This is a genomic window from Bacteroides rodentium JCM 16496, assembly GCF_000614125.1.
Lineage (GTDB): Bacteria > Bacteroidota > Bacteroidia > Bacteroidales > Bacteroidaceae > Bacteroides > Bacteroides rodentium.
Genome location: NZ_BAKJ01000016.1, coordinates 18,285 through 42,513, shown reverse-complemented (window position 1 = coordinate 42,513; position 24,229 = coordinate 18,285). Strand labels below are relative to the sequence as shown.

General features: G+C 49.9%; 16 protein-coding genes and 4 pseudogenes. 9 read left to right on the top strand and 11 right to left on the bottom strand.

Annotated elements, in window-relative coordinates:
* The first annotated feature begins 116 nt into the window (after nt 1–116).
* Nucleotides 117–2,333 carry an AAA family ATPase gene (locus JCM16496_RS09260; protein ID WP_025833827.1) on the top strand — a complete coding sequence of 739 codons (2,217 nt, stop codon included), beginning with the start codon at nt 117–119 and terminating at the stop codon, nt 2,331–2,333.
* Between the two features lie 31 nt (nt 2,334–2,364).
* Here JCM16496_RS09260 and JCM16496_RS09255 read toward each other — a convergent pair whose 3' ends face one another.
* The 5 genes from JCM16496_RS09255 to JCM16496_RS09235 form a co-directional block, all read right to left on the bottom strand.
* Nucleotides 2,365–3,267 carry an SDR family oxidoreductase gene (locus tag JCM16496_RS09255; protein WP_025833824.1) on the bottom strand — a complete coding sequence of 301 codons (903 nt, stop codon included), beginning with the start codon at nt 3,265–3,267 and terminating at the stop codon, nt 2,365–2,367.
* Nucleotides 3,268–3,292: 25 nt separating this feature from the next.
* Nucleotides 3,293–3,889 (bottom strand): hypothetical protein, encoded by a 597-nt coding sequence (locus tag JCM16496_RS09250; protein ID WP_025833822.1) that lies wholly within the window; start codon nt 3,887–3,889, stop codon nt 3,293–3,295.
* A 100-nt stretch (nt 3,890–3,989) separates the two neighbouring features.
* Nucleotides 3,990–4,796, bottom strand: a complete 807-nt coding sequence (locus JCM16496_RS09245) for a hypothetical protein (protein WP_008663564.1) — start codon at nt 4,794–4,796, stop codon at nt 3,990–3,992.
* A gap of 21 nt (nt 4,797–4,817) precedes the next feature.
* Nucleotides 4,818–5,537: a response regulator transcription factor gene (locus JCM16496_RS09240; protein WP_025833818.1), complete on the bottom strand. Its 720-nt coding sequence runs from the start codon at nt 5,535–5,537 to the stop codon at nt 4,818–4,820.
* A gap of 95 nt (nt 5,538–5,632) precedes the next feature.
* Nucleotides 5,633–7,168 (bottom strand): sensor histidine kinase, encoded by a 1,536-nt coding sequence (locus JCM16496_RS09235; RefSeq protein ID WP_025833816.1) that lies wholly within the window; start codon nt 7,166–7,168, stop codon nt 5,633–5,635.
* Nucleotides 7,169–7,470: 302 nt separating this feature from the next.
* Here JCM16496_RS09235 and JCM16496_RS09230 point away from each other — a divergent pair.
* From JCM16496_RS09230 to JCM16496_RS09220, 3 genes and pseudogenes are all read left to right on the top strand, one after another.
* A pseudogene (locus tag JCM16496_RS09230) lies at nt 7,471–9,602 on the top strand (outer membrane beta-barrel family protein).
* Nucleotides 9,603–9,718: 116 nt separating this feature from the next.
* Nucleotides 9,719–10,204: a TlpA family protein disulfide reductase gene (locus JCM16496_RS09225; RefSeq protein WP_369346657.1), complete on the top strand. Its 486-nt coding sequence runs from the start codon at nt 9,719–9,721 to the stop codon at nt 10,202–10,204.
* A 67-nt stretch (nt 10,205–10,271) separates the two neighbouring features.
* Nucleotides 10,272–11,941: pseudogene (locus tag JCM16496_RS09220) on the top strand (formate--tetrahydrofolate ligase).
* 344 nt (nt 11,942–12,285) lie between these two features.
* On the opposite strand, the gene glyA reads toward JCM16496_RS09220, so the two are convergent.
* From glyA to pyrB, 5 genes are all read right to left on the bottom strand, one after another.
* Nucleotides 12,286–13,566 carry a serine hydroxymethyltransferase gene (glyA, locus tag JCM16496_RS09215; RefSeq protein ID WP_025833812.1) on the bottom strand — a complete coding sequence of 427 codons (1,281 nt, stop codon included), beginning with the start codon at nt 13,564–13,566 and terminating at the stop codon, nt 12,286–12,288.
* 102 nt (nt 13,567–13,668) lie between these two features.
* On the bottom strand, nt 13,669–14,388 hold the full coding sequence (locus tag JCM16496_RS09210; RefSeq protein ID WP_025833810.1) for a porin family protein: 720 nt from the start codon (nt 14,386–14,388) through the stop codon (nt 13,669–13,671).
* A 73-nt stretch (nt 14,389–14,461) separates the two neighbouring features.
* Complete coding sequence (locus JCM16496_RS09205; RefSeq protein WP_025833809.1) at nt 14,462–15,028, bottom strand: flavin reductase family protein; 567 nt, start codon at nt 15,026–15,028, stop codon at nt 14,462–14,464.
* Complete coding sequence (gene pyrI, locus JCM16496_RS09200; RefSeq protein WP_025833807.1) at nt 15,025–15,480, bottom strand: aspartate carbamoyltransferase regulatory subunit; 456 nt, start codon at nt 15,478–15,480, stop codon at nt 15,025–15,027. The genes JCM16496_RS09205 and pyrI overlap by 4 nt, the downstream gene beginning before the upstream one ends.
* A 36-nt stretch (nt 15,481–15,516) precedes the next feature.
* On the bottom strand, nt 15,517–16,443 hold the full coding sequence (gene pyrB, locus JCM16496_RS09195) for an aspartate carbamoyltransferase (protein ID WP_025833804.1): 927 nt from the start codon (nt 16,441–16,443) through the stop codon (nt 15,517–15,519).
* Between the two features lie 633 nt (nt 16,444–17,076).
* On the opposite strand from pyrB, the gene JCM16496_RS09180 reads away from it, so the two are divergent.
* From JCM16496_RS09180 to JCM16496_RS09160, 5 genes and pseudogenes are all read left to right on the top strand, one after another.
* Nucleotides 17,077–19,407, top strand: a complete 2,331-nt coding sequence (locus tag JCM16496_RS09180; protein ID WP_025833802.1) for a transglycosylase domain-containing protein — start codon at nt 17,077–17,079, stop codon at nt 19,405–19,407.
* A 20-nt stretch (nt 19,408–19,427) separates the two neighbouring features.
* Entirely contained in the window at nt 19,428–19,793 is a 366-nt protein-coding gene (locus JCM16496_RS09175; RefSeq protein ID WP_025833800.1) for a 2-amino-4-hydroxy-6-hydroxymethyldihydropteridine diphosphokinase, read from the top strand.
* 84 nt (nt 19,794–19,877) lie between these two features.
* Nucleotides 19,878–20,633, top strand: coding sequence for a 3-deoxy-manno-octulosonate cytidylyltransferase (kdsB, locus tag JCM16496_RS09170; RefSeq protein WP_025833798.1), 756 nt, complete (start codon nt 19,878–19,880; stop codon nt 20,631–20,633).
* A gap of 12 nt (nt 20,634–20,645) precedes the next feature.
* Nucleotides 20,646–21,934: pseudogene (locus JCM16496_RS09165) on the top strand (M16 family metallopeptidase).
* An 81-nt stretch (nt 21,935–22,015) separates the two neighbouring features.
* Nucleotides 22,016–23,178: pseudogene (locus tag JCM16496_RS09160) on the top strand (MORN repeat-containing protein).
* A gap of 99 nt (nt 23,179–23,277) precedes the next feature.
* On the opposite strand, the gene JCM16496_RS09155 reads toward JCM16496_RS09160, so the two are convergent.
* Nucleotides 23,278–24,216 carry a ribose-phosphate pyrophosphokinase gene (locus JCM16496_RS09155; RefSeq protein ID WP_025833796.1) on the bottom strand — a complete coding sequence of 313 codons (939 nt, stop codon included), beginning with the start codon at nt 24,214–24,216 and terminating at the stop codon, nt 23,278–23,280.
* Between the last annotated feature and the right edge of the window lie 13 nt (nt 24,217–24,229).

Below are 24,229 nucleotides of genomic sequence, written 5' to 3'. Positions count from 1 at the left end.
TAATAGGACAAGGATAACGAAATAACCGCTATCTTTGTCCTATTATCATATATGACTACTGATGAAATCCGTATCATTCTGAGAGAGAGCGGATTGGTTGAATAATAAACATATCCATGGAGAATAATCCCGAAATAGCGCTTGCATGGCAATTCATTGAAAACACAGGCACTCATCTTTTTTTGACCGGCAAGGCAGGTACCGGTAAGACAACTTTCCTGCGAAGACTGAAGGCGGAGAGTCCGAAACGGATGATTGTACTTGCGCCGACGGGAATTGCCGCCATCAATGCGGGCGGTGTCACCATCCACTCCTTTTTCCAGGTGCCTTTCGCTCCTTATGTGCCCGAAAGCTCATTCAGCGCAGATGGCAAGGCAACCTACCGTTTTCGTTACGGGAAAGAGAAAATCAACATTATACGCAGCATAGATTTATTGGTCATCGATGAAATCAGTATGGTCCGTGCCGACTTGCTCGATTCGGTGGATGCCGTCTTGAGGCGGTTCCGCGACCGGAACAAACCCTTTGGCGGCGTGCAACTGCTGATGATTGGCGACTTACAGCAGCTGTCTCCCGTAGTGAAAGACGATGAGTGGCAGATGCTGCGCAAATACTATGACACGCCCTATTTTTTCTCCAGCCAGGCTTTGAAGCAGACGGAATACTGCACTATAGAACTAAAGAAAGTCTATCGGCAGAACGATGGGACTTTTCTTGAATTACTGAACCGCATTCGCGAAAACCGTTGTGACGGGCAAGTGCTGGAAGCCTTGAACCGCCGGTATATTCCCAATTTCGTACCAGATAAAGAAGAAGGATACATCCGCCTGGTGACCCACAATTATCAGGCCCAACGGATTAATGACCATGAGCTGGAACAACTTCCGGGACGCTCGTATGCCTTTCGTGCCAAGATTGACGGAAAGTTTCCCGAATATTCCTATCCCACGGATGAAGTACTGGAACTGAAACGCGGTGCCCAGGTAATGTTTGTGAAGAACGACACCTCCGGTGAGCACCGTTACTACAATGGCATGATTGGAGAGGTGACAGCCGTGTCGGCAGATGGAATTGAAGTGCGCAGTAAGGGAAGCGACGCTACCTTCTTACTTCAAGAGGAAGAGTGGACGAATGCCAAATACGTGCTTGATGAGGAAACCAAGGAGATTACAGAAGATATTGAAGGAACATTCCGGCAATATCCGCTGAAGCTGGCGTGGGCGATTACCATTCACAAAAGCCAGGGACTGACGTTTGAACGTGCCGTGATTGATGCCAGTGCCTCCTTTGCGCATGGGCAGACCTATGTGGCTCTGAGCCGCTGCAAGACATTGGAGGGAGTGGTGCTCAGTGCCCCGCTTTCTGCAAAGGCCGTTATCAGTGACCATGCAGTAGATACCTTCACGATGGAGGCACGGAGAAACGAGCCGGACGAGAAACGCTTCCGTTCCTTGCAGCAGACCTATTTCCTGGAACTGCTGTCGGGCTTGTTCGATTTCCAGCCCATGGAGCAGGCTTTGCGGCGGTATGTGCGGCTGATAGACGAACACTTGTACAAGCTCTTTCCCAAGCAACTCGCAGCCTGCAAGGAGGAAATGGAACGTTTTCACGACAAAGTGACGAAAGTAGCCCAGAAGTTCAGTATCCAGTATACCCGCCTGATTGATACTGCACAGGACTATGCAGCCGACCGGACTTTGCAGGGGCGCATACACTCTGCCGCCACTTATTTTCAAGAGCAGTTGCAACCGCTGGATGCGGTGATGGCGAGTACGGTAACTTCTGATAATAAAGAGTTGAAGAAGAAGCTCCGGGATGCCATGGAGGAGCTGGAGGAAGTGTTTGACATGAAGACTGATTTGCTGGATTATGTGCTGGAGAATGGTTTCCATATGGCAGGATACTTGAAGCAGAAAGCACTGCTTTCCATTGATGATTCGGCTTCGCAGAAGGGTAAAGGCAAAGGGAGAAGTGCTTCTGCCAAAGAAGGGCAGGGAAGCAGTAAGCAGGCTGATAAAGAGAAACGTCCGCGTGAGCGGAAACGCGATGCTGCGGCTGTTGAAGTACCCACGGATGTGCTGCATCCGGAACTTTACAACCGCTTGGTAGCATGGCGCAATGCAGAAGCTTCCGCATTAGGGCTGCCCGTATACACCGTCATTCAGCAGAAGGCAATTCTAGGCATCAGCAATCTGCTTCCTTCGGATAAGGCCATGCTTGTACGTATTCCGTACTTCGGAAAGAGAGGGGTGGAGAAATATGGAGATGTGATTCTGGAGATGGTACGTGTGTATCGCAAAGAGAAAGGACTGGCAGAGCCGGAGTTGCTGTAGTCTAATCTGCTGCCGTCCGCACCTGCATTATTTACCATCCGAACATCAGCTTTATTCCTTCCTCCAGCGTATGCGGTCGATACCCCAGTTCCCGGCGTGCCTTTTCTATACTCAGCCCGCTGAAACGGGGACGTGGTGTCTTTTCGTTCATCTCCTTCGTGGTGACGGGACGGATGAGCGAGCGATTCAGCCCCAATACGTCCGCTACCCGATAAGCGATGTCTGCAATGGTCAGGCACTCGCTGCCACAGAGATGATAGATACCGTTTTGCGGATGACTTATCAGCTTCTCCACTCCTTGCGACACGTCTCCCACGAAGGTGGGCGTACGCCATTGGTCGGATACGACGAACACTTCCTCATTGTTCCTTAATCTATTTGCCACCAGTTGGAGCACATTTCCATGCTGTCCGGGCAGGGCGGCACCGTACACCACCACTATGCGCACGATGGCATAATCCCTGCAAACGGCAGCGATACGTTTCTCACCTTCCAGTTTGGTGTAGCCGTAATAATTAACGGGAGCGGGAATATCCTCCTCCGTATAGGGCCGGTCCGTAACACCACCGAAAACGAAGTCGGTGGAAAGATGGATAAAACGGCTGCCTCTTGCCTCACAGCATTCTGCCAGATGCTCCACGGCAGTAATGTTGACGGCATCCGCTTCTGCATGGTGCGTTTCGCAATAATCGGGGACGGAGAGGGCGGAGGTATTGATTACAACATCCGGCTGTACTTCCTGGAAAAGCTTTTTCACCGCCTGGCGGTTGCATATATCCGTACGGATAAAGCGATAGTCGCCCGAATGAGGACAGATGTCGTCGTGCAGGGAACAGCCCGTTGTCTGATAAGACAAGTTGCGGGACAAATCATCCAGGATGCGTCTGCCGGTAAAACCGTTGGCGCCTATTACCAGTATTTTCTTTCTTGTCATTGATTCTGTTGTTAAGTGATGGGCATCAATAGGGCACGTGTCTGCCCTGCTGTACCTCGATGCGTATGCCAAAGGCTCCGTTGGCTGATTTCAGCTCGAACGCCCCTTTGAAATTGTTCTTTTCCCAAGGCAGTGCGGAAGGGTTGGGTACTTTCCAGCCGTCCTTGTCATATTCGCCGTACGTATGGATGCGCATGCCGTTCTTCAAAGTGAAACTTCCCATTTGCAGGTTGTCGGTAGAGCCCCAGAAGCCCGTCAGTCCGAAGGGATTCGAACTGAAATACCGGGAGTTGCTGAGTGAGAATATGTTCGAAAGACCTTGTGAATAAGTCACGTTCGGGTTCAACTGGAAGATGCGGCTATAGTCTTTGCTGGCATCCGGTATCTCCAAAGTGAATTTGGGAAGAGTGGGGGTGGACAGATTCATCAGCCCCATATCCAGCAGGAAGCCGTCGTAATTCTTCACGTCCGGCAGAAGTTCCTTTTCAGACGGAGACATGCCTTCGGGAGACGCTTTGCCACGTACAGCAGTACGTACCGTATCGGCAGGCATCTCGCTCTGTGCGCTGACGGATGACATGCCTGCAAGTAAAATGATGATGCAGAAGAAGATTCGTTTCATTGTTCTTTGTTCACAATTTCAGTTGCTGTCCACCGCATAGGGGCAGACTGAACAAAGATACTCGTTTCCCTCTATTTCTGGAAATATCTTTGTATTATTTCTATTTCTTTATACGAATGGTAGGGGCGAAGATGGGCGAATTTACCCATTTCATTTTGGTGGGGTCGTATCTTCGTTCCATCCCTCCGTTGAGGTCGAGCCAGTCCGTCACTTTCAGTTCCAGTACCATGCCATAACCGCTTTGTGGATACATCGGGTTCATATATCCATGAAAGGAGTTACTTCTCCCGTAGCCTGAATACTGGCCGAAGGCATGCAGGCGCATGTAGGGATTGATGCGGTAGGATACGGAGGCATTGTAGCCTATGTCCCATTGAGTACCTCGGGGGGCATCCCTTTTGGCATACTGGGCACCGGTAATGGATGAAGGTTGGGAGATGGAATAATGGGCGGCATATACCCCTCCGCTCAATTCCCAATGTCCGTCGGGACTGTAATAAGTAACTCCTGCGCCAGCCTGCATGATGGAGCCCATTGCAGGATAGGTGTTATGGCTGCCGTACATCGTCAGTACGACTTCCGGCGAGAGCAGGAAATCGGCGAAACGCTGGAAGTCCCATTCAAAGATGTTTTTCTGAAAGTGTATCTTCTTCATGTCCGTCCAGGGCAGGGGCTCCACATAGTCGGAGGGAGGGAGATGGAGATTTATCTCTTCCTGCTGTTCGCCCTGCAGACTTTGTTGGGGCTGGCTTTCATCAAGGCCCGTACGCTTGTTCTCTTTTGGAGAAAAGGGAATCTGCTCTTTCTTTACGGGAGGCCGGTTCTTTATTGTGTCTTCCGGAATCTCGCTCTGTGCATAGGCGCAGAGTGAGGAACAGATAAAAGTAATGAATAATAACTTTTTCATAAATAGTAGTTTAGTTTTAGTTTAGTTCACTATTAGTTTATATCCTATTCCCCGCACATTGACGATACGGATGCGCTCGTCTCCGGCCAGTTTATGCCGCAGTTTGGTGATGAACACATGCAGGCTGCGGGAGTTGAAGAAGCTGTCGTCTCCCCAGAGGTCGAGCAATACGTTCTGGGTGTTGACCACCTGGTTGCGGTTCTCGCAAAGACGTTTCAGTATTTCGGACTCGCGGTGGGAGAGTTCCACTTCCGTCTGCATCTGCAGTGAGGCAGCGACTCCCACGTACGTAAGTCGCTGCGTGATGGAGTTGAGCCGGTAGTCGCCTATCTCGAAGCTGGTGCTTTCCTTGGGCTTCTCGTCTGTAAAGGAGAAGGCTTTACCTGCCAGCGCCTTGATTCGAATCATCAGCTCCTGCATGCCGAAGGGTTTCTTCAGATAGTCGTTGGCACCCAGCTCAAACCCTTCCACCACATCGTTGATGGCGGAGCGGGCGGTGAGGAACAGTACCGGGGTCTGTTTGTCGGTCTGCCGGATGCGGCGCACCATTTCGAAACCGTCCATGTGGGGCATCATCACGTCTGCCACCAGTACGTCGGGACGGAGGTTGAAGAATAGGCGCAGCCCTTCTTCACCGTCGTCGGCGGTGTGGATAATGAAGTTCTGTCCTTCCAGCGTGTCTTTGATAATCATGGCGAGGGTTTGTTCGTCCTCAACCAGAAGTACGGTTATCTTTTCCATAATCATTGTGTTTATAACAAGTAATGTAAAGTGTCATACCAAGTAATGTAATGCACCTTACCAAGTAATGTAAATCTTACCGGCGCGTGGTGTGGCTATACCCTTATGGTAAAGGTGCTTCCTTTTCCCGGTTCACTCTTCACGGACACGGTGCCGCCGTGTTTGGCCGTCATGGTCTTTACGTAGAACAATCCCAGCCCGTATCCTTTCACATCGTGCAGATTGCCGGTAGGCACGCGGTAGAACTTGTCGAAGATATGTTTCAGCTTTTCCGGTGCGATGCCTATGCCACGGTCGCTGACAGATATTTCGGTCTGCTCGCCTTGCTCCATGGTGGCAATCCGTCGGCAGCGGATGTCTATTTCGGCTTCTCCGTTAGAGTATTTGATGGCATTGTCCAGCAGATTGCTGAGGATGTTGCTGAAGTGCGTACGGTCGGCAAGGACGGTGAGGTCCCGGGGCTCGATGTCGGTGGAGATGTGGACGGGCTTCCCGGCTTTCAGCTTGTGTTGCTCTACGAGGCGTTCCACGATTTCTTGCAGGGAGAGCTCCTCCGGATGGAGGCGGAACGTACGGCGGCGCTCCATGCTCATGGAGAGAATCTGCTCCACCAGTCCGCTAAGCCGCTGAAGCTGCTCCTGGCAGATGCGCAGGTACTTGTCGCGTTGCGTCTTCTCCTCGGCCTGGTTGAAGTTCAGCAGGGCATCGTTGGCAGCGTAGGCCACGGCGATGGGTGTTTTCAGTTCGTGGGTGATGTTGTTGGTAAAGTCGCTTTTCATTTCCTCCAGGGTCTTCTGCTTTAAGATGGTGCGGATAAGGAACCAGAAGGAGAAAGAGAGTATCACGAGAATGATGAAGGAAGTGGCGAGAATGCCCGACATCTGCCGTAGCACAATCGCGGTGACGGGTTCTATCGTCAGCCGGTACAATTGGCTGCCATGTAGGTTGAAGGCATAGTCGTACTGCACGGCTTGGGCGCTGGGCGTGTACCCCTCGGTACCTTTCACGGAAAGGGTGTCGGTGTAGGGAAGGATGTTGCCGCTGCCGCCTCCCGCATACAGGTATTCCAGCCGGTAGGGCATGTCGAGCCCCTGCTCGCGCAGCAGGCTGGTGAGCAGGCTGTCGTAGATGGCAAGGTCCGGGTCGAGGATGACATCCAGTCCGGAGTGCAGTCCACGTTGGAAGTAGTTCGTCAGTTTCTGCATGTTGTTCTGCTTGCCGAGAATGACGTCCATGCCTTCGTGGACTCTCATGGCGGAGCGTTGCGAGTCGGCAGGCTCGTACTCGGATATGGTGTCTCCCGTCACTTCCACAATGAGACTGTCCGCTTTCTCGGGCTCTTGCTTCGGGGTGTTTGTGGTGATGCTCGTGGAGCTGCTGACGTAGGGCTTGTCGTTATCATAACCTGCCGATACACTCACGGTTCCTTCTTTGATACTGTCATTCCGTAGTTTTTCCACGCGTATCATCATCTCGTTGTAGTCGCTCATGCGCATGGCTTCGTTGATGTCGCGTTCCATCTGGTCGTGCATGGTATGGTAGAGCCCCGTCAGCCAGTAGGCTTGGTAGGCGAAGATGCCGGTCAGGGAGACGATGACAAGTATGGCAATATATTTGAATGGCAGTTTCATGTTTGTTTCCGGTTACTTTTATACATACAAAGGTAAGATTAATGTTGTGAACCCTATCATCCGATAAGACTAAATAACACTCCCGATAACACTGGATAACACTTGGTAAGCCGCTGATAACACAAGTTTCTGCTGATTCTGCCGTACTTTGCAAAAAGGTTCACCACAGAGGATACAGAGTCTCACAGAGTTTTCCGATGCGTTGGATGGAAGGATAGGAACTTGTCTTTTAGGTTGGGAAATAGAACTCTGTGAGACTCTGTGTCCTCTGTGGTGAACTTTTGAACTAACATTCAATGAAAATGAAACGAGTTTATTTATCCCTGTTCGCTTGTGTCCTTGGCATCAGCCTTTCGGCACAGTCCCCCAAGAATGACGATGACAACCGCATCCTCAGCGCCGACAGCCTTATCACGACCGATGCCCGTCTGGACAGTCTTTATCAGACCTTGCCGGAAGTGATGATTACCGGCGAACGCCCCATCGTAAAGGCGGCGCAAGGCAAGCTGGTGTACGACCTGCCCCGCCTTATCCGGAACCTCCCCGTAGACAATGCTTACGATGCCGTGAAAGAGCTTCCCGGTGTCATCGAGATGAATGGCGGGCTGCAACTGGCAGGCCAGGGAGTCACCGTTATTCTGGACGGCAAAGTAACCACCCTCAGCACCGAGCAGCTCTATGCCTTGCTGCGCAGCATCCCTGCCAGCCGCATAGAGAAGGCGGAAGTGATGTACAATGCCCCTGCGCGCTACCAAGTGCGTGGCGCCCTTATCAATATCACCCTGAAACAATCGGCAGGCGGCCTCGGCTCCTGGCAAGGCGAACTCTATGCCAAGTATCGCCAGAAGCACAACGAAGGCTTTGAGGAACGCGCCAGCCTGCTCTTCAGCAAAAATAAATTCTCAGCAGATATTCTTTACTCGCACAGCCATGGCCGGGGCTACTCTACTACCGACAAAGAGGCTGTGCACACTCTGGCAGACGGCTCGGTTCACCCCATGACAACAGATGAGGTGAGCCGTGGCCGCAGCCATACCCATAGCTTCAGGGTAGGGGCAGACTATAACATCGCCAAGGACCATCAGCTGAGTTTCGTCTATAACGGTGCTTATTCCACCTCCCACAACTGGAAGGGCGTGACGGGCACGCAGGTGTCCACAACTCATAGCAATAGCACCGACTGGCTACACAACGGCCGTCTGGACTATCGCACCCCTTTCGGCCTCAAAGCCGGTGCCGAGCTGACCTACTACCGCTCTCCGTCCAACCAACTACTGCATAGCCGTATGCAGGATGAGGAACTCGATTTCTACACGGAAGACTGTCAGCGCATCAACCGCTGGAAGTTCTTTCTGGCCCAGGAGCATAACTTGGGGAAAGGCTGGGACTTGAATTATGGAGCCGTCTACACTACCAGTATTGACAACAGCTACCAATATTATTACCACCCCGAAACCGGTGAACAGTTGACCTCATCAGATGCTTTGAGCAATATGAAGTCCCGCCGCCGCGAGCAAACTTGGAATATCTATGCAGGTTTCAGCAAGAGTTTCGGCGACAAACTCGCTTTGGACGCTTCTCTGGCTGTGGAGCATTACAAGACTCCCGTTTGGGACCAGTGGGACTGGTATCCCATTGTCAACTTGAACTATATGCCGGCACCGGGACATATCTTTCAGCTTTCTCTGAGCAGCGACAAGGACTATCCCGACTACTGGGCCGTGCAGGATGCCGTCTCTTACATCGGCGGTGGATACTCTGAGCTGCATGGTAATCCGTTGCTGAAACCGGCACAAGAGTATGAGCTGAAAATGACCTATATTTTGAAAAGCAAATACATCTTCAGCGCCTGGTTCAACCACACCAAGGACTACTCTGTACAGACACTCTACCAATCTTCCGAACGTCTGGTTGAAATCTACAAGACACTCAATTTTGATTATCAGCAACAAGTAGGAATACAAGTATCTATACCGTTTAAGCTGAAGAATTGGTTGAATTCTCGCCTTACCCTCATCGGCTTGTGGCACCGCGAAAAGGATGGTGATTTCTGGGATATTCCTTTCGACAGAAAACAATGCTATGGCATTGCCCAGATGAACAATACTTTTACCCTCTCCACCAAGCCCGATTTGAAGCTGACACTGACCGGAATGGTGCATAGCAAAGCCATCCAGGCATCTACGACCTGCCCACGTCGGGCCATGTGAATATTGCCCTGCGCTACGGCTTCGCCAAGAACAAAGCCATCCTCAACCTCTACTGCAATGACATTTTTGAGACGGGACAGATTTCTCCCCGCATCCGCTTCCAGACGCAGAACGTGACGAACCGTTACTCCTCCTTCCGCGAAGTGGGTGTATCGTTCACCTATAAGTTCGGAGGATATAAGGAGAAGCAACGGGAGGCGGTGGATACGTCGCGGTTCAAATAAAAAGTAATTATTCGTTGAATAGTTACAATAAAAAAGGTCGATGTTAAATATGAATAAAAGGAGTTACGATTTTTTTCGTAATTCCTTTTATTCTTTAGTATCATTGTTCATAATTAATCAAAATCGATAAAGAATATGAACTGCAGGAAGATAGTAAGCGCTGTATTCTATTTCCTGCCCAGACGGTTGCCGCCCAAGAGCAAGCTGCGGATGGTGACTTGTTTGACTTGCAAGGAAACGTACACCGCTTGTCCGATTTCAAAGGAAAAGCGGTGCTGATAGATTTCTGGAGCCGTGGTTGCGGTCCTTGCCTCAAAGCTTTGCCGGAGATGAAGGAAATCAGCCAAAAGTATAAAGACCGTTTGGAGGTAGTAAGTATAAGCATTGATGACAAAACAAATTGGGAGATAGCTTCGCGCCATCATGCCATCAGTTGGTGGAACTTGAATGACTTGAAAGGCAATCACGGATTGTATGCCAAATATAGCGCAGGCTCCATTCCCCGCTATGTGTTTTTATCTCCGGAGGGAGAGGTTGTAGAGATGTGGTCCGGTTACGGGAAAGGCAGTTTGTTGGAGAAACTGGGGAAACTGATGGAATAGTAGGGGATTTTTCGTACTTTTGCAACTTTCAAAACATCAAAGTTGTTATATAAAGAAAAGACTCTGTATGAAATCGGACATTGAAATAGCCCGCAGCATAGAGCTGAAGAAGATAAAGCAGGTGGCTGAAAGTGTGGATATCCCGCGTGACGAAGTAGAGAACTATGGCCGCTACATAGCCAAGATTCCTACGCATCTGATTGATGAAGAGAAAGTGAAGAAAAGTAATCTGATACTGGTGACGGCTATCACGGCTACGAAAGCGGGTATCGGTAAAACAACCGTGTCCATCGGGCTGGCATTGGGGCTGAACAAGATTGGCAAGAAAGCGATTGTGGCTTTGCGCGAACCCTCGTTGGGTCCTTGCTTCGGCATGAAAGGCGGTGCTGCCGGCGGAGGATATGCCAGGTGCTTCCCATGGAGAAGATAAACCTGCATTTTACGGGCGACTTTCATGCCATCACCTCCGCACACAACATGATTTCCGCTTTGCTCGACAATTATTTGTACCAGCATCAGGCAGACGGGTTCGGACTGAAAGAAATCATCTGGCGGCGCGTACTCGATGTGAACGACCGTTCCTTGCGGAGCATTGTCACCGGATTGGGACCGAGCACCAACGGCATTACCGAGGAGTCGGGCTTCGACATTACCCCGGCTTCCGAAATTATGGCTATTCTCTGTCTGGCAACGGACCTCGACGACCTCCGTCGCCGTATCGAAAATATTATCCTGGGATTCCGTTTCGATGGTACTCCTTTTACAGTGAAGGAGTTAGGTGTGGCCGGTGCCATTACCGTACTGTTGAAAGATGCCATCAACCCCAACTTGGTGCAGACTACCGAAGGTACTGCCGCTTTTGTTCATGGAGGACCGTTCGCAAATATTGCCCATGGTTGTAATTCCATTCTTGCTACAAAAATGGCCATGACATTCGGCGATTATGTAGTGACGGAAGCCGGTTTCGGGGCTGACCTGGGTGCGGAGAAGTTCTACAACATCAAGTGCCGCAAGAGTGGCTTGCAGCCCAAGTTGACGATAATCGTTGCTACGGCACAAGGACTGAAGATGCATGGCGGCGTCAGTCTGGACCGCATCAAGGAACCGAATTTGGAAGGGTTAAAAGAGGGCTTCGGCAATCTGGACAAGCATGTACGCAATTTGCGTTCATTCGGCCAGCAGGTCATCGTGGCATTCAACCGTTTTGCCAGTGATACGGACGAGGAGGTGGAAGCTATCCGCCGCCATTGCAAAGAAAAGCTTGAGGTAGGTTTTGCCGTGAACAACGCCTTTGCCAAAGGAGGAGAGGGGGCCGTTGACCTTGCCAATCTGGTAGTGGATACTATCGGGAACAAACCATCCGAACCGCTGACCTTCACCTACGAAGAGAACGATTGCGTGGAACGTAAAATTGAAAAGGTAGCCTGCAACCTCTACGGGGCAAGTGTAGTGACTTACAGTCTCCACTCACGCAAGGTTATCAAACTGATAGAACAGATGGGTATCGGCCATTACCCCGTCTGTATCGCCAAGACGCAGTACTCTTTCTCTGCCGACCCGAAGATATACGGTGCAGTCGACAACTTCGAATTCCACATCAAGGATATTGTGGTCAATAATGGTGCGGAAATGATTGTAGCCATCGCCGGTGAAATTCTCCGTATGCCGGGATTACCCAAGAAACCGCAAGCCGAACACATTGATATTGTGGATGGTAATATAGAAGGGCTGAGCTAAACGCGCGGAGCGCGTTTAGAATTAAAAATTAAGAATTAAAAATTAAAGGCTGCGCAATGTTCGCTTTGAATGAACCGCGCAGCCTTTATTTTTATAGTCAAACAGAAATGACTTGCGAAGAAAAGAAGTGAAATAGAGAGTAACTTAATTCCCCTCCTCCGGGGAGGAGGGGTGCCCAAAGGGCGGGGTGGTAGGGAGCATAAAGCAATGAAAAACAGTACAGAGTGTATCGCTACCACCTCCCCCTACGGGTACTCCTCCTCCCCGGAGGAGGAGAAGTAAGTTACTCCGTATTTTTCGCAAATCATTTCTGTTCTACTATAATTTTTAATTCTGTTTGCTTATTAATAAGCAAACAGCGGATATTCTTTCATCTTCGCATTTACGCGTGCACGTACCTCTGCGATGACTTGTTCGTTGTCTACGTTGGACAGGACGGTTTCAATCATTTCGGCAATTTCGAGCATCAGGTCTTCTTTGGCACCACGGGTGGTGATGGCAGGAGTACCCAGACGGATACCGGAAGTCTGGAAAGCCGAACGGCTGTCGAACGGAACCATGTTCTTGTTTACGGTGATGTCGGCAGATACCAGCGCCTTTTCGGCAACCTTACCGGTGAGGTCGGGATATTTGCTGCGCAGGTCCACCAGCATGGAGTGGTTGTCCGTACCGCCGGAAACGATGGTGAAACCACGGTCTACCAAGGCTTGTGCCAGGACAGCGGCATTTTTCTTCACCTGCTTGGCATATTCTTTCCATTCCGGTTGCAGGATTTCGCCGAAGGCAACGGCTTTGGCTGCGATGACATGTTCCAGCGGACCACCTTGGATACCGGGGAATACGGCTGAATCCAGCAGTTGGGACATCATCTTGATTTCTCCCTTTGGAGTCTTCTTGCCCCAGGGGTTGGGGAAGTCCTTACCCATCATGATAACGCCACCGCGAGGACCACGCAGAGTCTTGTGGGTAGTGGAGGTCACGATGTGGGCATATTTCACGGGGTTATCCAGTTCACCGGCTGCAATCAGTCCGGCAGGATGAGCCATGTCAATCATCAGGATGGCACCTATCTTGTCCGCGATTTCGCGCATGCGCTTGTAGTCCCATTCGCGGGAATAAGCAGAACCGCCACCGATAATCATTTTGGGTTTCTCGCGCAGGGCAACTTCTTCCATCTGGTCATAGTCCACGCGTCCGGTTTCCTGGTTCAGATTGTATTCGCAGGGAGTATAGATAATACCGGAAGTGTTGACCAGCGAGCCATGGGAGAGGTGACCGCCATGTGCAAGGTTCAGTCCCATGAATTTGTCGCCCGGGTTGAGCACGGCGAGGAATACGGCTGCATTGGCTTGTGCACCGGAGTGCGGCTGTACGTTGGCCCATTCTGCGCCGAAAATTTGTTTCAAGCGGTCGATGGCAATCCGTTCACTTTGGTCCACTACCTCACAACCACCATAGTAACGCTTGCCGGGGTATCCTTCAGCATACTTGTTGGTGAGGCAGGAGCCCATTGCCTGCATAACCTGGTCACTTACAAAGTTCTCTGATGCAATCAGTTCAATGCCTTTGAGCTGACGTTGGTGTTCTTTTTCGATAATATCGAAAATTAAATCATCTCTTTTCATTCTGCTTATTAGATAAGTTTGATAAATCTGTGTTCTCTTATTAAGCGCACAAATTTACGGGAAATAAATGAATAAATTGAAAGAAAAGGAAGAAATTTACTGTCAAAAGAACACTCCGAAAGAAAAACTCAGTACATTGTCCCTGCGGTGAAAACGTATTTCGTTTTTCGTATTTTCGTCTGCGGCGTTGTTGTCGGCCGGAATATCGTATGTCACGCTCTTGGAGATGTTGTGCAGCCCCATGTCGTAACGGAAGTCGAAAAAGACACGTGAGATGGTGACGGATACGCCGACCGTGAAGCTGAGATTGAGCGGACGCAGCCTTTCACGGATATTCACCTGGTCGAAGTTCTCGAAGTCGATGTCACTTTTCCGGTCCCATATATAGCGCACTTTGGGCCCGCCAAAGACGGCAAGGCTGTACGGCCCCTCCTTGATGAAGTTGTATCCGTAGATGACGGGGATGTCTATACTGTGGATGGACGATGTAATGGAGGCTTCCTCCGGCAGGGCTCCTGATGCGGCGTCTTCGGGCAGAGGTTTCTCGAAGGTGATGTTGCACCGGTTGATGTTGTAGGATATTTCCGGTTGCAGAAAGTGGCGGTCGAAGTTTATCCGCATGAAAAGGGAGCCGAAATAGCCTATCTTATAATTGTTCTGCACCTCGTCAATAGGCACTCCGTTGACACTGAACTGGGACACAAGGAACAAGGAAGAGGTGAAACCGCCTTTGAAGCCGAAATTGACCGGAGTTTCCTTGTGGTGTCCGGAATGCGCTTCGTCGGCAGTGCCGGGCACAATCGGAGTCTGTCCCCACATCATGCGGGGAAGGCCAACAGATATAAACCCATCAAGATTCGTCGCAGCTCCATCTCTTAAAACCTTTATCGCATTATTACTTCTTTTTCTCCACTGACCATCCGAATTTGCCTATCTTTTCTCCCAGCTCATAATATCCGCCGTGCACATAGACCAGGGGATTCGTTTCCGCCAGTTCCAGTTTGCCGGTTTCGGGGTTCAGGTTACGGGTATCGGCACGGACATTTACCACATCCGCTATAAACATGTCGTGCGAACCGAGAGCCATAATCTCCTTTACCCGGCATTCTATGCAAAGCGGTGATTCCTCGATAAGAGGCGCGCTGACTACGGTGCTTTTCCCGGGTGTCAGATGCATTTCCTCGAATTTGTTGTAGTCCTTTCCGGAGCGTACGCCACACCAGTCCGTGGCCCGTGCCATGTCTTTCGTGGTGAGGTTGATGACAAACTCCATATTCTGCTTGATGATGTCGTAGGAGTGGCGTTCGGGGCGTACGGAAATATAGCACATGGGCGGGTTCGTGCAAATCGTACCCGTCCATGCGACAGTCAGAATGTTATATTCCTCCGGAGTGCTTCCGCAACTCACCAATACGGCAGGCAGCGGATAAATCATTGTTCCGGGTTTCCAATCTTCTTTCATATTATTTCAATATCTTCTCTGGTCTGCTCCTTCTCGCAGTAGTGGCACCTGATGACGCAGTTGTCCTTATCCACGACATGAAACAGCGTAGGCATCGGCTCGTTGTTCGTGATGCACTTCGGGTTGGCGCATTTCACGATTCCGCGCAACTCTTCGGGCAGACGGACTTCACGTTTCTCCACCACCTCGTAGTCGCGGATGATGTTCAGTTTCACGTTGGGAGCTACCACGGCAATGCGGTTTATCTCTTCGTCGCAGAAGAACTTGTCGGCAATCTTGATGATGCCTTTTGTACCCAGCTTACCACTTTTGAGGTTGAAGCCGATGGTGATATTGTTGCTCATGTGCTCCAGTCCGAGCAGGGAGACTACGGTAAACAGCCTCTCGGAAGGGATATGGTCTATTACAGTGCCGTTTTCCAAGGCGGCCACTTGCAATTCTTGCTTTTTCATTTCTTTTTTCAACTTTCAGTTTTCCACTTGTTTACGTTATTTGATGTCATCCAGCGTGATGCCCAGAACATCGCACAGAATAGCTTCACGGGCATACAGTCCGTTTTGTGCCTGCTGGAAATAGTATGCCTTGGGATTGTCGTCCACATCATAGGCTATTTCGTTGACACGGGGCAGCGGATGCAGGATGCGCAGGTTGGGGCGGGTATGTTCCAGCATCTTGTTGCGCAGGATGTAGACATTCTTCACCCGCTCGTACTCCATAAGGTCGGTGAAACGTTCGCGCTGCACACGGGTCATGTAGAGGATGTCGGCATCAGCAATGATTTCTTCCGTAAAGTCCGTATGTTCCACGTACTTGATGTTGTGCTCGCGGCAGTAGATTTTGTATTCTTCGGGCATCCGCAACTCGTCGGGGGCGATGAAGTGGAAAGTGGGGTTGAAGTGGCGCATTGCCATCAGCAGGGAGTGGACGGTACGGCCATACTTCAGGTCGCCCACCAGGAAGATGTTCAGATTCTCCAGCGTGCCTTGTGTCTTGTAGATGGAGTAGAGGTCGAGCATGGTCTGTGAGGGGTGCTGGTTGGCACCGTCTCCGGCATTCACAATGGGCACGGTGGTGACTTCACTGGCATAGCGTGCGGCCCCTTCGAGGTGGTGGCGCATCACGATGATGTCGGCATAGTTGCTCACCATCTTGATGGTGTCTTTCAGCGTCTCTCCCTTGGATGAGCTGGTGGCCTTGGGGTCGCTGAACCCGATGACACGTGCTCCAAGCCGGTTGGCGGCAGTCTCGAAACTGAGGCGTGTACGGGTGGAAGGCTCGAAAAATAAGGTGGCAACTACTTTCCCGTCCAATATATGCCGGTTGGGATGGGCTTCAAACTCTTTCGCCATCTCAAGCATATAGAGGATTTTTTCCCGGCTATGCTCGGCAATGGTGACTAAACTTCTGTTTTCCATATCGTTGAATTCATTTATACTTTTTGAGAGTGTAAAGTTACGGAAAATATGCGGGCTACGGAAATATGCGGGGAAGTTTTTTGCGAAATATGGGCTGTTTTTTTAACCGTGTGGCTTGTTGTCCGGAATGCCACACTTCATCATCCGGAATGCCACACTTCATCATCCGGAATGCCACACTTCGACAAGGCAAATGCCGCATTTCGCGAATGTTCAAGTGTGGCATTTGCCCTGTTCAAGTGTAGCGTTTGCCTTGTCGAAGTGTGGCATTCCGGACAGTGAAGTGTGGTATCTCTTTACGCCGTCGCCGTCGTTCTTTTTAACGACAACGTCGTTTTTTCTATTCTATATTCTATTCTTATCTCCTCTTACGCGCGCGAGGGCAAGTTTTCATTGTTTTAATCTGTATTATAGCTTATTACGGTATATTTTTTCTTTTCGATTTTTTCTTCAAGTTTTCTAATTGTTTTGCAATTGTTTCGCAATTCATTGAGAGTTTCCATTAAAATAAACGGGCGTTTTTTTGCAGATGCCGGAAAGCTTATCCTGAAAAAGATATAAAAAGCATAGGCACATCCAATATATTTCCGTACCTTTGCCCTATTATTGAACTTTGATTTTAGCAACTGAAACATGATAAGGAAAGTCGTCAAAATCCTATGGATTTTCATCGCACTGATTGCGCTGGTGTGTGTCTTTATATTCTTTTCCATAGCCAAGGGCTGGATAGGCTATATGCCTCCGGTGGAAGACCTGGAAAACCCGAATTACAAGTTTGCTACGGAAGTCTTTTCTGATGACGGGAAAGTGCTGGGCACCTATTCATACAGTAAGGAAAACCGCGTGTTCGTGGGATACGATGATTTGTCGCCCAATATCATCAACGCCTTGATTGCTACGGAAGACGTGCGTTTTACCGAACATTCGGGCATCGATGCCTATGCCTTGACGCGTGCCGTAGTGAAGCGCGGTATCCTGATGCAGAAGAATGCCGGCGGTGGCAGTACCATCACCCAGCAGCTTTCCAAGCAGCTTTATTCTCCCAGTGCCGGCAATGTGATGGAACGCCTGTTCCAGAAGCCTATCGAATGGGTGATTGCCGTAAAGCTGGAACGTTACTATACAAAAGAGGAAATCCTCACCATGTATCTCAACAAGTTCGACTTCCTGAACAATGCGGTAGGCATCAAGACCGCTGCCTTTACCTACTTCGGTTGCGAACCGAAGGATCTGAAGATTGAAGAAGCGGCTACGTTGGTGGGCATGTGTAAGAATCCGTCTCTCTATAATCCGGTGCGCTACAATGAACGTTCCCGTGGACGGCGCAATGTGGTGCTCGACCAGATGCGGAAAGCGGGATATATTACGGAAGCCGAGCGCGACTCCCTCCAGGCATTGCCTCTGAAACTGAAGTACAACCGTGTGGACCACAAGGAAGGGCTGGCCACTTATTTCCGCGAATACCTGCGCGGCGTGCTCACCGCCAAGAAGCCCGAGAAGGCTGATTACCGCGGTTGGCAGATGCAGAAATACTACGAGGATTCACTCGATTGGGAGAACAATCCGCTCTTTGGATGGTGCGAAAAGAATACCAAGAAAGACGGTACCAAATACAACCTCTACACCGACGGGCTGAAAATCTATACCACGCTCGACTCGCGTATGCAGCAGTATGCCGAGGATGCCGTGACGGAGCATCTGAAGGAACTGCAAGGTTACTTCTTCAAAGAAAAGAAAGGGGCCAAGAAAGCTCCCTACACCTTCCGTCTGACCCAGGAGCAGGTGGACGAGATTCTGGGACGTGCCATGAGGTTGTCCGACCGCTACCGCATCATGAAGAAAGCCGGAGCCACCGAAGCTGAAATAAAGAAAGCCTTCGACACCCCGGAGGAGATGTCCGTATTCAGTTGGGAAGGGGAGAAAGACACCATTATGACCCCGATGGATTCCATCCGCTACTACAAGTTCTTCCTTCGCGCCGGCTTCATGTCCATGAATCCGCGCAACGGACACGTAAAGGCATACGTAGGCGGGCCGAACTACCATTACTTCCAGTACGACATGGCCATGGTGGGACGCCGCCAGATAGGCTCCACGGTAAAACCTTTCCTTTATACACTGGCCATGGAGAACGGCTTTTCGCCTTGCGACGAGGTGCGCCATGTGGAATATACCTTGTTCGATGAAAACGGAAAACCGTGGACGCCGCGTAATGCCAACAAAAAGCTGATTGGTGACATGGTGACTGTGAAGTGGGGGCTGGCAAACTCGGACAACTGGATTACGGCCTATCTCATGAGCAAACTGAATCCCTATAACCTGAAACGTCTGATACATACTTTCGGTGTCCGCAACCGTGACATAGTACCTTCCGTTTCACTCTGTCTGGGCCCGTGCGAGATTTCCGTCGGCGAGATGGTAAGTGCCTATACCGCATTTCCCAACAAGGGTATCCGGGTAGCTCCGCTGTTTGTGACCCGCATCGAGGACAATGATGGAAACGTGCTGGCAACCTTTGCTCCCGAAATGCAGGAAGTCATCAGTGTATCCAGCGCTTACAAGATGCTGGTCATGCTGCGTGCCGTTGTCAACGAAGGTACCGGAGGCCGTGTGCGCCGTCTGGGGGTGAAAGCCGACATGGGCGGCAAGACCGGAACGACGAACTACAATGCCGACGGCTGGTTTATGGGCTTCACGCCTTCGCTTGTGTCCGGTTGCTGGGTGGGCGGTGAGGACCGCGACATTCACTTCGATACGATGCTTCACGGACAAGGTGCTTCCATGGCATTGCCTATCTGGACCAAATACATGGTGAAAGTGCTCGGTGACAAGTCTCTGGGATATGATGAAAATGAAACATTCCAGTTGCCCGAAGGCTACGACCCGTGCAAGGATGATATAAACCTGGAAGGAGATACCCATATCGAAGAACCGGTAGAGGGACTCGACGAACTGTTTAATTAGCTGAAAGGTGAAAGTTGAAAGTGGACTATACGATTAGTATTGGGAGCAACGAGCAGCGGAGGGAGAACATGGAACTGGCCCGCAGACGCTTGACGGAACTTTTTCCCGGAATACGTTTCTCGGAAGAGGAGGAGACGGCACCTTTGTTCTTTCACTGTCCGAACCTGTTCTCCAATCAGGTGGCATGCTTCGCTTCCGATAATCCAGCAGAGGAAGTCATTGCCTGCCTGAAAGCCATCGAACGGGAAGCCGGAAGGAAACCCGAAGAGAAGGAGCAGGAAATTGTACGGCTGGATATAGACTTGCTATCCTGTGACGGGACTGTCTATAAGCCAAAAGATTTGAAACGTGATTATATCCTGCGAGGATTGAAACAACTGTTATAATTAATAAAGAATATAAGGAGATGTGTCGATAGTATATGAACACTTTCGGACACACCCTCATTTTAAAAAAAACGAAGATTGAAAATGAAATTTTTAGGAATCATACCTGCCCGTTACGCGTCTACGCGTTTTCCGGCCAAGCCATTGGCGGTGTTGGGCGGAAAAACCGTGATACAGCGGGTATACGAGCAAGTGGCAGGAATCTTGGACGATGCATACGTGGCTACGGACGATGAGCGTATTGAAGCCGCAGTAAAGGCATTCGGAGGAAAGGTGGTAATGACTTCCACCGAACATAAAAGCGGCACTGACCGCTGCCAGGAAGCTTGTACAAAAATAGGAGGAAAGTTTGATGTCGTGGTGAATATCCAGGGGGATGAGCCTTTCATCCAGCCTTCGCAGTTACAAGCCGTCAAAGCATGTTTCGACGACCCGGCCACCCAGATAGCCACTCTGGTGAAACCCTTTACGGTGGATAATGGTTTCGAGGCGCTGGAAAACGTGAACTCTCCGAAGGTTGTGCTCAATAAGAACAGGAATGCCCTCTATTTTAGCCGTTCCATCATTCCCTACCAGCGCAATGCGGCGAAGGAGGAGTGGCTGGAGAACCATACGTATTATAAGCATATCGGCCTTTATGCCTATCGCGTGGAGGTACTGAAAGAGATAACCGCCCTTCCGCAGTCATCCCTCGAGATTGCCGAATCATTGGAACAGCTTCGTTGGCTGGAAAACGGATATACCATCAAGGTAGGTGTCACGGATGTGGAAACTATCGGCATAGATACTCCTCAGGATTTGGAACGGGCGGAAGAATTCCTTAAAAGCCACGGGCTGTAAACCCGAAAGCCCATGCTGAACCGAAGTGACCAACCCCGGATTCTTGAACCGGAACAACTGGCAGTGCAAAGACCGGAACGTGTCAAGTTGCCTAACGGCGTGCCATTGAGTGTGCTCAATGCCGGTGACAATGAGGTGACACGTATCGATCTCCTCATGGCAGGCGGCCGATGGCAACAGAAACAGCCTTTGCAGGCGTTGTTTACGAACCGTATGCTTCGCGAGGGAACCCGACGCTACGATGCCGCCCGGATAGCAGAAAAGCTGGACTATTATGGAGCCTGGCTGGAATTGTCCAGTGCATCCGAGTATGCCTATGTCACCCTTTATTCTCTGAATAAATACCTTCCCCAAACGCTTGACATATTGGAGTCTATCGTCAAAGAGCCGGTATTTCCCGAGAAAGAGCTGGGAGTGATTGTAGACAACAATATCCAGCAGTTTCTTGTCAACTCTTCCAAGGTGGACTTTCTGGCACACCGCGGATTGGTGAAGGCTTTGTACGGCGGGCAGCATCCCGGCGGACGTCTGGTGCAGGAAGAGGATTATCGGCGCATCACCCTGTGGTGCTACGCGAGTTTTATGACCGTCACTATCATTCCAATAATTGCAGCATCTATCTCTCGGGTAAGGTAACCGGTGATTGCATCCGCAGGATAGAGTCCTTGTTTGGCTGCGAGGCTTTCGGTACGGATTTCCGCAAACCGGAAAAGACAGAATTCCATCCGGTGACCACCTCCGGAAAACGTATCTTCATCGAACGTCCGGACGCCCTGCAGAGTGCTGTCCGTATGGGCATGCTTTCCCTGGACCGCAATCATCCGGACTACTTGAAGGCCCGCGTGCTGGTCACACTGTTCGGGGGCTACTTCGGCAGTCGCCTGATGTCCAATATCCGGGAAGATAAAGGGTACACGTACGGTATCTCCGCAGCCATCATACCCTATCCGGGGCAGGGAGTGCTGGCGGTCAGTGCCGAAGCCGCCAACGAATTTGTGGAGCCTCTTGTCGGTGAGGTTTATCATGAAATAGACCGCCTTCAGAACGAGTTGGTTTCCGATGAAGAACTTTCCATGGTGAAGAATTATATGTTGGGAGACATGTGCCGTAGTTATGAATCTGCATTCTCGCTGGCGGATGCCTGGATTTTTGTGCAGGTATCGGGCTTGCAGGATACTTACTTTGCCGAAGCACTGGATGCTGTCAAGGAGGTTACACCACAAGAAATCCGTGAACTTGCAGGGCGGCATTTATGCAAAGAGAAATTAAAAGAAATAGTGTGCGGCAAAAAAATGTCATAAAAAGCGGGAGTTATCGTATCATTTTACCGGATAAATCCTACCTTTGTCAATTATCAACTATCAATTATCAACTATCAATTAATGAAATATCTATATACTGCACTCATTCTGGCTTTCTTATGTCAAGGCGGAGCCACTGCCCAGGAAAAAAAAGCGGCTTTTTCGATAAAGTGAAAAGTACATTCTCTTCGGAGATAAAGATAGGCACCTATACGTTCAAAGACAACGGGGCCGTCTATACCGGTGAAATAAAAGGCCGCAAGCCCAATGGAAAGGGGAAGACCGTTTTTAAGAACGGCGACGTCTACGAGGGTGAGTATGTGAAGGGCAAGCGTGAAGGCTACGGTACATATATGTTTCCCGACGGTGAAAAGTATGAGGGACAATGGTTTCAAGACCAGCAGCATGGCAAGGGTATCTACTATTTTATGAATAACAACCGTTACGACGGCATGTGGTTTCAGGATTACCAGCACGGTAAAGGAATCATGTACTATTACAATGGTGATATTTATGAGGGTGACTGGGTGAATGATAAACGCGAAGGCCAGGGAACGTATACCTGGAAGAACGGTTCCAAGTATGTAGGCTCGTGGAAGAATGACAAGAAAGACGGCAAAGGAACACTGACCTGGAATGACGGTTCCAAATATGACGGGGGATGGAAAAATGATGTCCGGGACGGTAAAGGAACTTTTGAATATGCCAACGGCGACAAATACGTAGGTGACTGGAAGGACGACATGCAGCATGGCAAAGGTATTTACTTTTTCCATACCGGCGACCGTTACGAAGGTTCTTATGTTCAAGGTGAACGTACCGGAGAGGGCATTTATTACCATGCCAGCGGCAACAAGTATGTGGGCAGCTTCAAGGATGGAAAGCAGGAAGGCCACGGCACATTTACGTGGGCAAGCGGCGCCGTTTACGAAGGTAATTGGAAAGATAACCAACGCGACGGATACGGTACTTACAAATGGAATGTAGGTGACTCTTACGAAGGTGAATGGAAAGACAATAAGTTCAACGGCCAGGGTACCCTGATTCAGACCGATGGAACCAAATATAAAGGAGGTTTTGTGAACGGTATGGAAGAAGGTAGCGGCATCCAGGAAGACAAGAACGGAAACCGTTATGAAGGCTTCTTCAAACAAGGCAAAAAACACGGTCCGTTCGTGGAAACGGACAAGAACGGAAAAGTGATACGGAAAGGAACCTACAAGATGGGAAGGCTGGAGAATTAGAATTAAAAATTAGAAATTAAAAATTAAAGGCTGCGCGGTTCTGAAGTGAACATTGCGCAGCCTTTAATTTTTAATTTTTAATTTCTAACCGCTCCGCGGTTAGATAATGTATTGTGAACTGATTGATTCATTGTTCATCACCCGCTTGATGGTTTCGGCAAACATATCGGCAATGCTCAACTGTTTGACCTTGGCGCATTTTTTAGAGTAGGGGATACTGTCGGTAAATACCATTTCGGTCAGTGCAGACTCTTGTACACGGAAAGAAGCCGGGTCGGACATTACGCAGTGGCTGGCAATGGCACGGACAGATTTGGCTCCTGCTTCCAGCATGATGTTGGCAGCTTTGGTAATGGTTCCTGCTGTATCTACAATATCGTCTATCAATACAACATTCTTATCCTTTACATCACCGATAATCTGCATGGTGGCAACCACGTTTGCTTTTTCGCGTGTCTTGTTGCACAATACCAGGGGTACACCGAGGTATTTGGAGAATGTGCTGGCGCGTTTTGAACCGCCCACATCCGGAGTGGCGATTACCAAGTCTTCCAGTTTCAAGGATTCAATATAGGGGAGGAATACTGCTGATGCATACAAATGATCCACCGGAATGTTGAAGAAACCCTGAATCTGGTCTGCATGAAGGTCCATCGTAATCAGACGGTCGATACCTGCAACAGAGAGCAGGTCGGCCACCAGCTTGGCGCCAATGGACACGCGAGGCTTGTCTTTTCTGTCCTGACGAGCCCAACCGAAGTAAGGAATAACGGCTACAACGCTTTTTGCCGATGCTCTTTTAGCAGCATCAACCATCAGCAGAAGTTCCATCAAGTTGTCAGAATTAGGGAAGGTTGATTGAACCAGGAATACATGCGAGCCACGGATAGATTCCTCATAAGAGACTGCAAACTCACCATCTGCAAAATGGGTGATGTTCATCTTTCCCAGAGGGCAATCAAGGCTAGCGCAGATTTTCTCTGCAAGGTATCTCGAATTTGTTCCGGAGAATACCATAAAGGGTGCTTTTTCGCTCATTTGTGTAATAGAT

What these genes read in the sequence shown, in the direction of transcription:
- JCM16496_RS09260 (WP_025833827.1), top strand. Translation starts at nt 117, where the DNA reads ATGGAGAATAATCCCGAAATAGCGCTTGCATGGCAATTCATTGAAAAC.
- JCM16496_RS09255 (WP_025833824.1), bottom strand. Translation starts at nt 3,267, where the DNA reads ATGACAAGAAAGAAAATACTGGTAATAGGCGCCAACGGTTTTACCGGC.
- JCM16496_RS09250 (WP_025833822.1), bottom strand. Translation starts at nt 3,889, where the DNA reads ATGAAACGAATCTTCTTCTGCATCATCATTTTACTTGCAGGCATGTCA.
- JCM16496_RS09245 (WP_008663564.1), bottom strand. Translation starts at nt 4,796, where the DNA reads ATGAAAAAGTTATTATTCATTACTTTTATCTGTTCCTCACTCTGCGCC.
- JCM16496_RS09240 (WP_025833818.1), bottom strand. Translation starts at nt 5,537, where the DNA reads ATGGAAAAGATAACCGTACTTCTGGTTGAGGACGAACAAACCCTCGCC.
- JCM16496_RS09235 (WP_025833816.1), bottom strand. Translation starts at nt 7,168, where the DNA reads ATGAAACTGCCATTCAAATATATTGCCATACTTGTCATCGTCTCCCTG.
- glyA (WP_025833812.1), bottom strand. Translation starts at nt 13,566, where the DNA reads ATGAAAAGAGATGATTTAATTTTCGATATTATCGAAAAAGAACACCAA.
- JCM16496_RS09210 (WP_025833810.1), bottom strand. Translation starts at nt 14,388, where the DNA reads ATGATGTGGGGACAGACTCCGATTGTGCCCGGCACTGCCGACGAAGCG.
- JCM16496_RS09205 (WP_025833809.1), bottom strand. Translation starts at nt 15,028, where the DNA reads ATGAAAGAAGATTGGAAACCCGGAACAATGATTTATCCGCTGCCTGCC.
- pyrI (WP_025833807.1), bottom strand. Translation starts at nt 15,480, where the DNA reads ATGAAAAAGCAAGAATTGCAAGTGGCCGCCTTGGAAAACGGCACTGTA.
- pyrB (WP_025833804.1), bottom strand. Translation starts at nt 16,443, where the DNA reads ATGGAAAACAGAAGTTTAGTCACCATTGCCGAGCATAGCCGGGAAAAA.
- JCM16496_RS09180 (WP_025833802.1), top strand. Translation starts at nt 17,077, where the DNA reads ATGATAAGGAAAGTCGTCAAAATCCTATGGATTTTCATCGCACTGATT.
- kdsB (WP_025833798.1), top strand. Translation starts at nt 19,878, where the DNA reads ATGAAATTTTTAGGAATCATACCTGCCCGTTACGCGTCTACGCGTTTT.
- JCM16496_RS09155 (WP_025833796.1), bottom strand. Translation starts at nt 24,216, where the DNA reads ATGAGCGAAAAAGCACCCTTTATGGTATTCTCCGGAACAAATTCGAGA.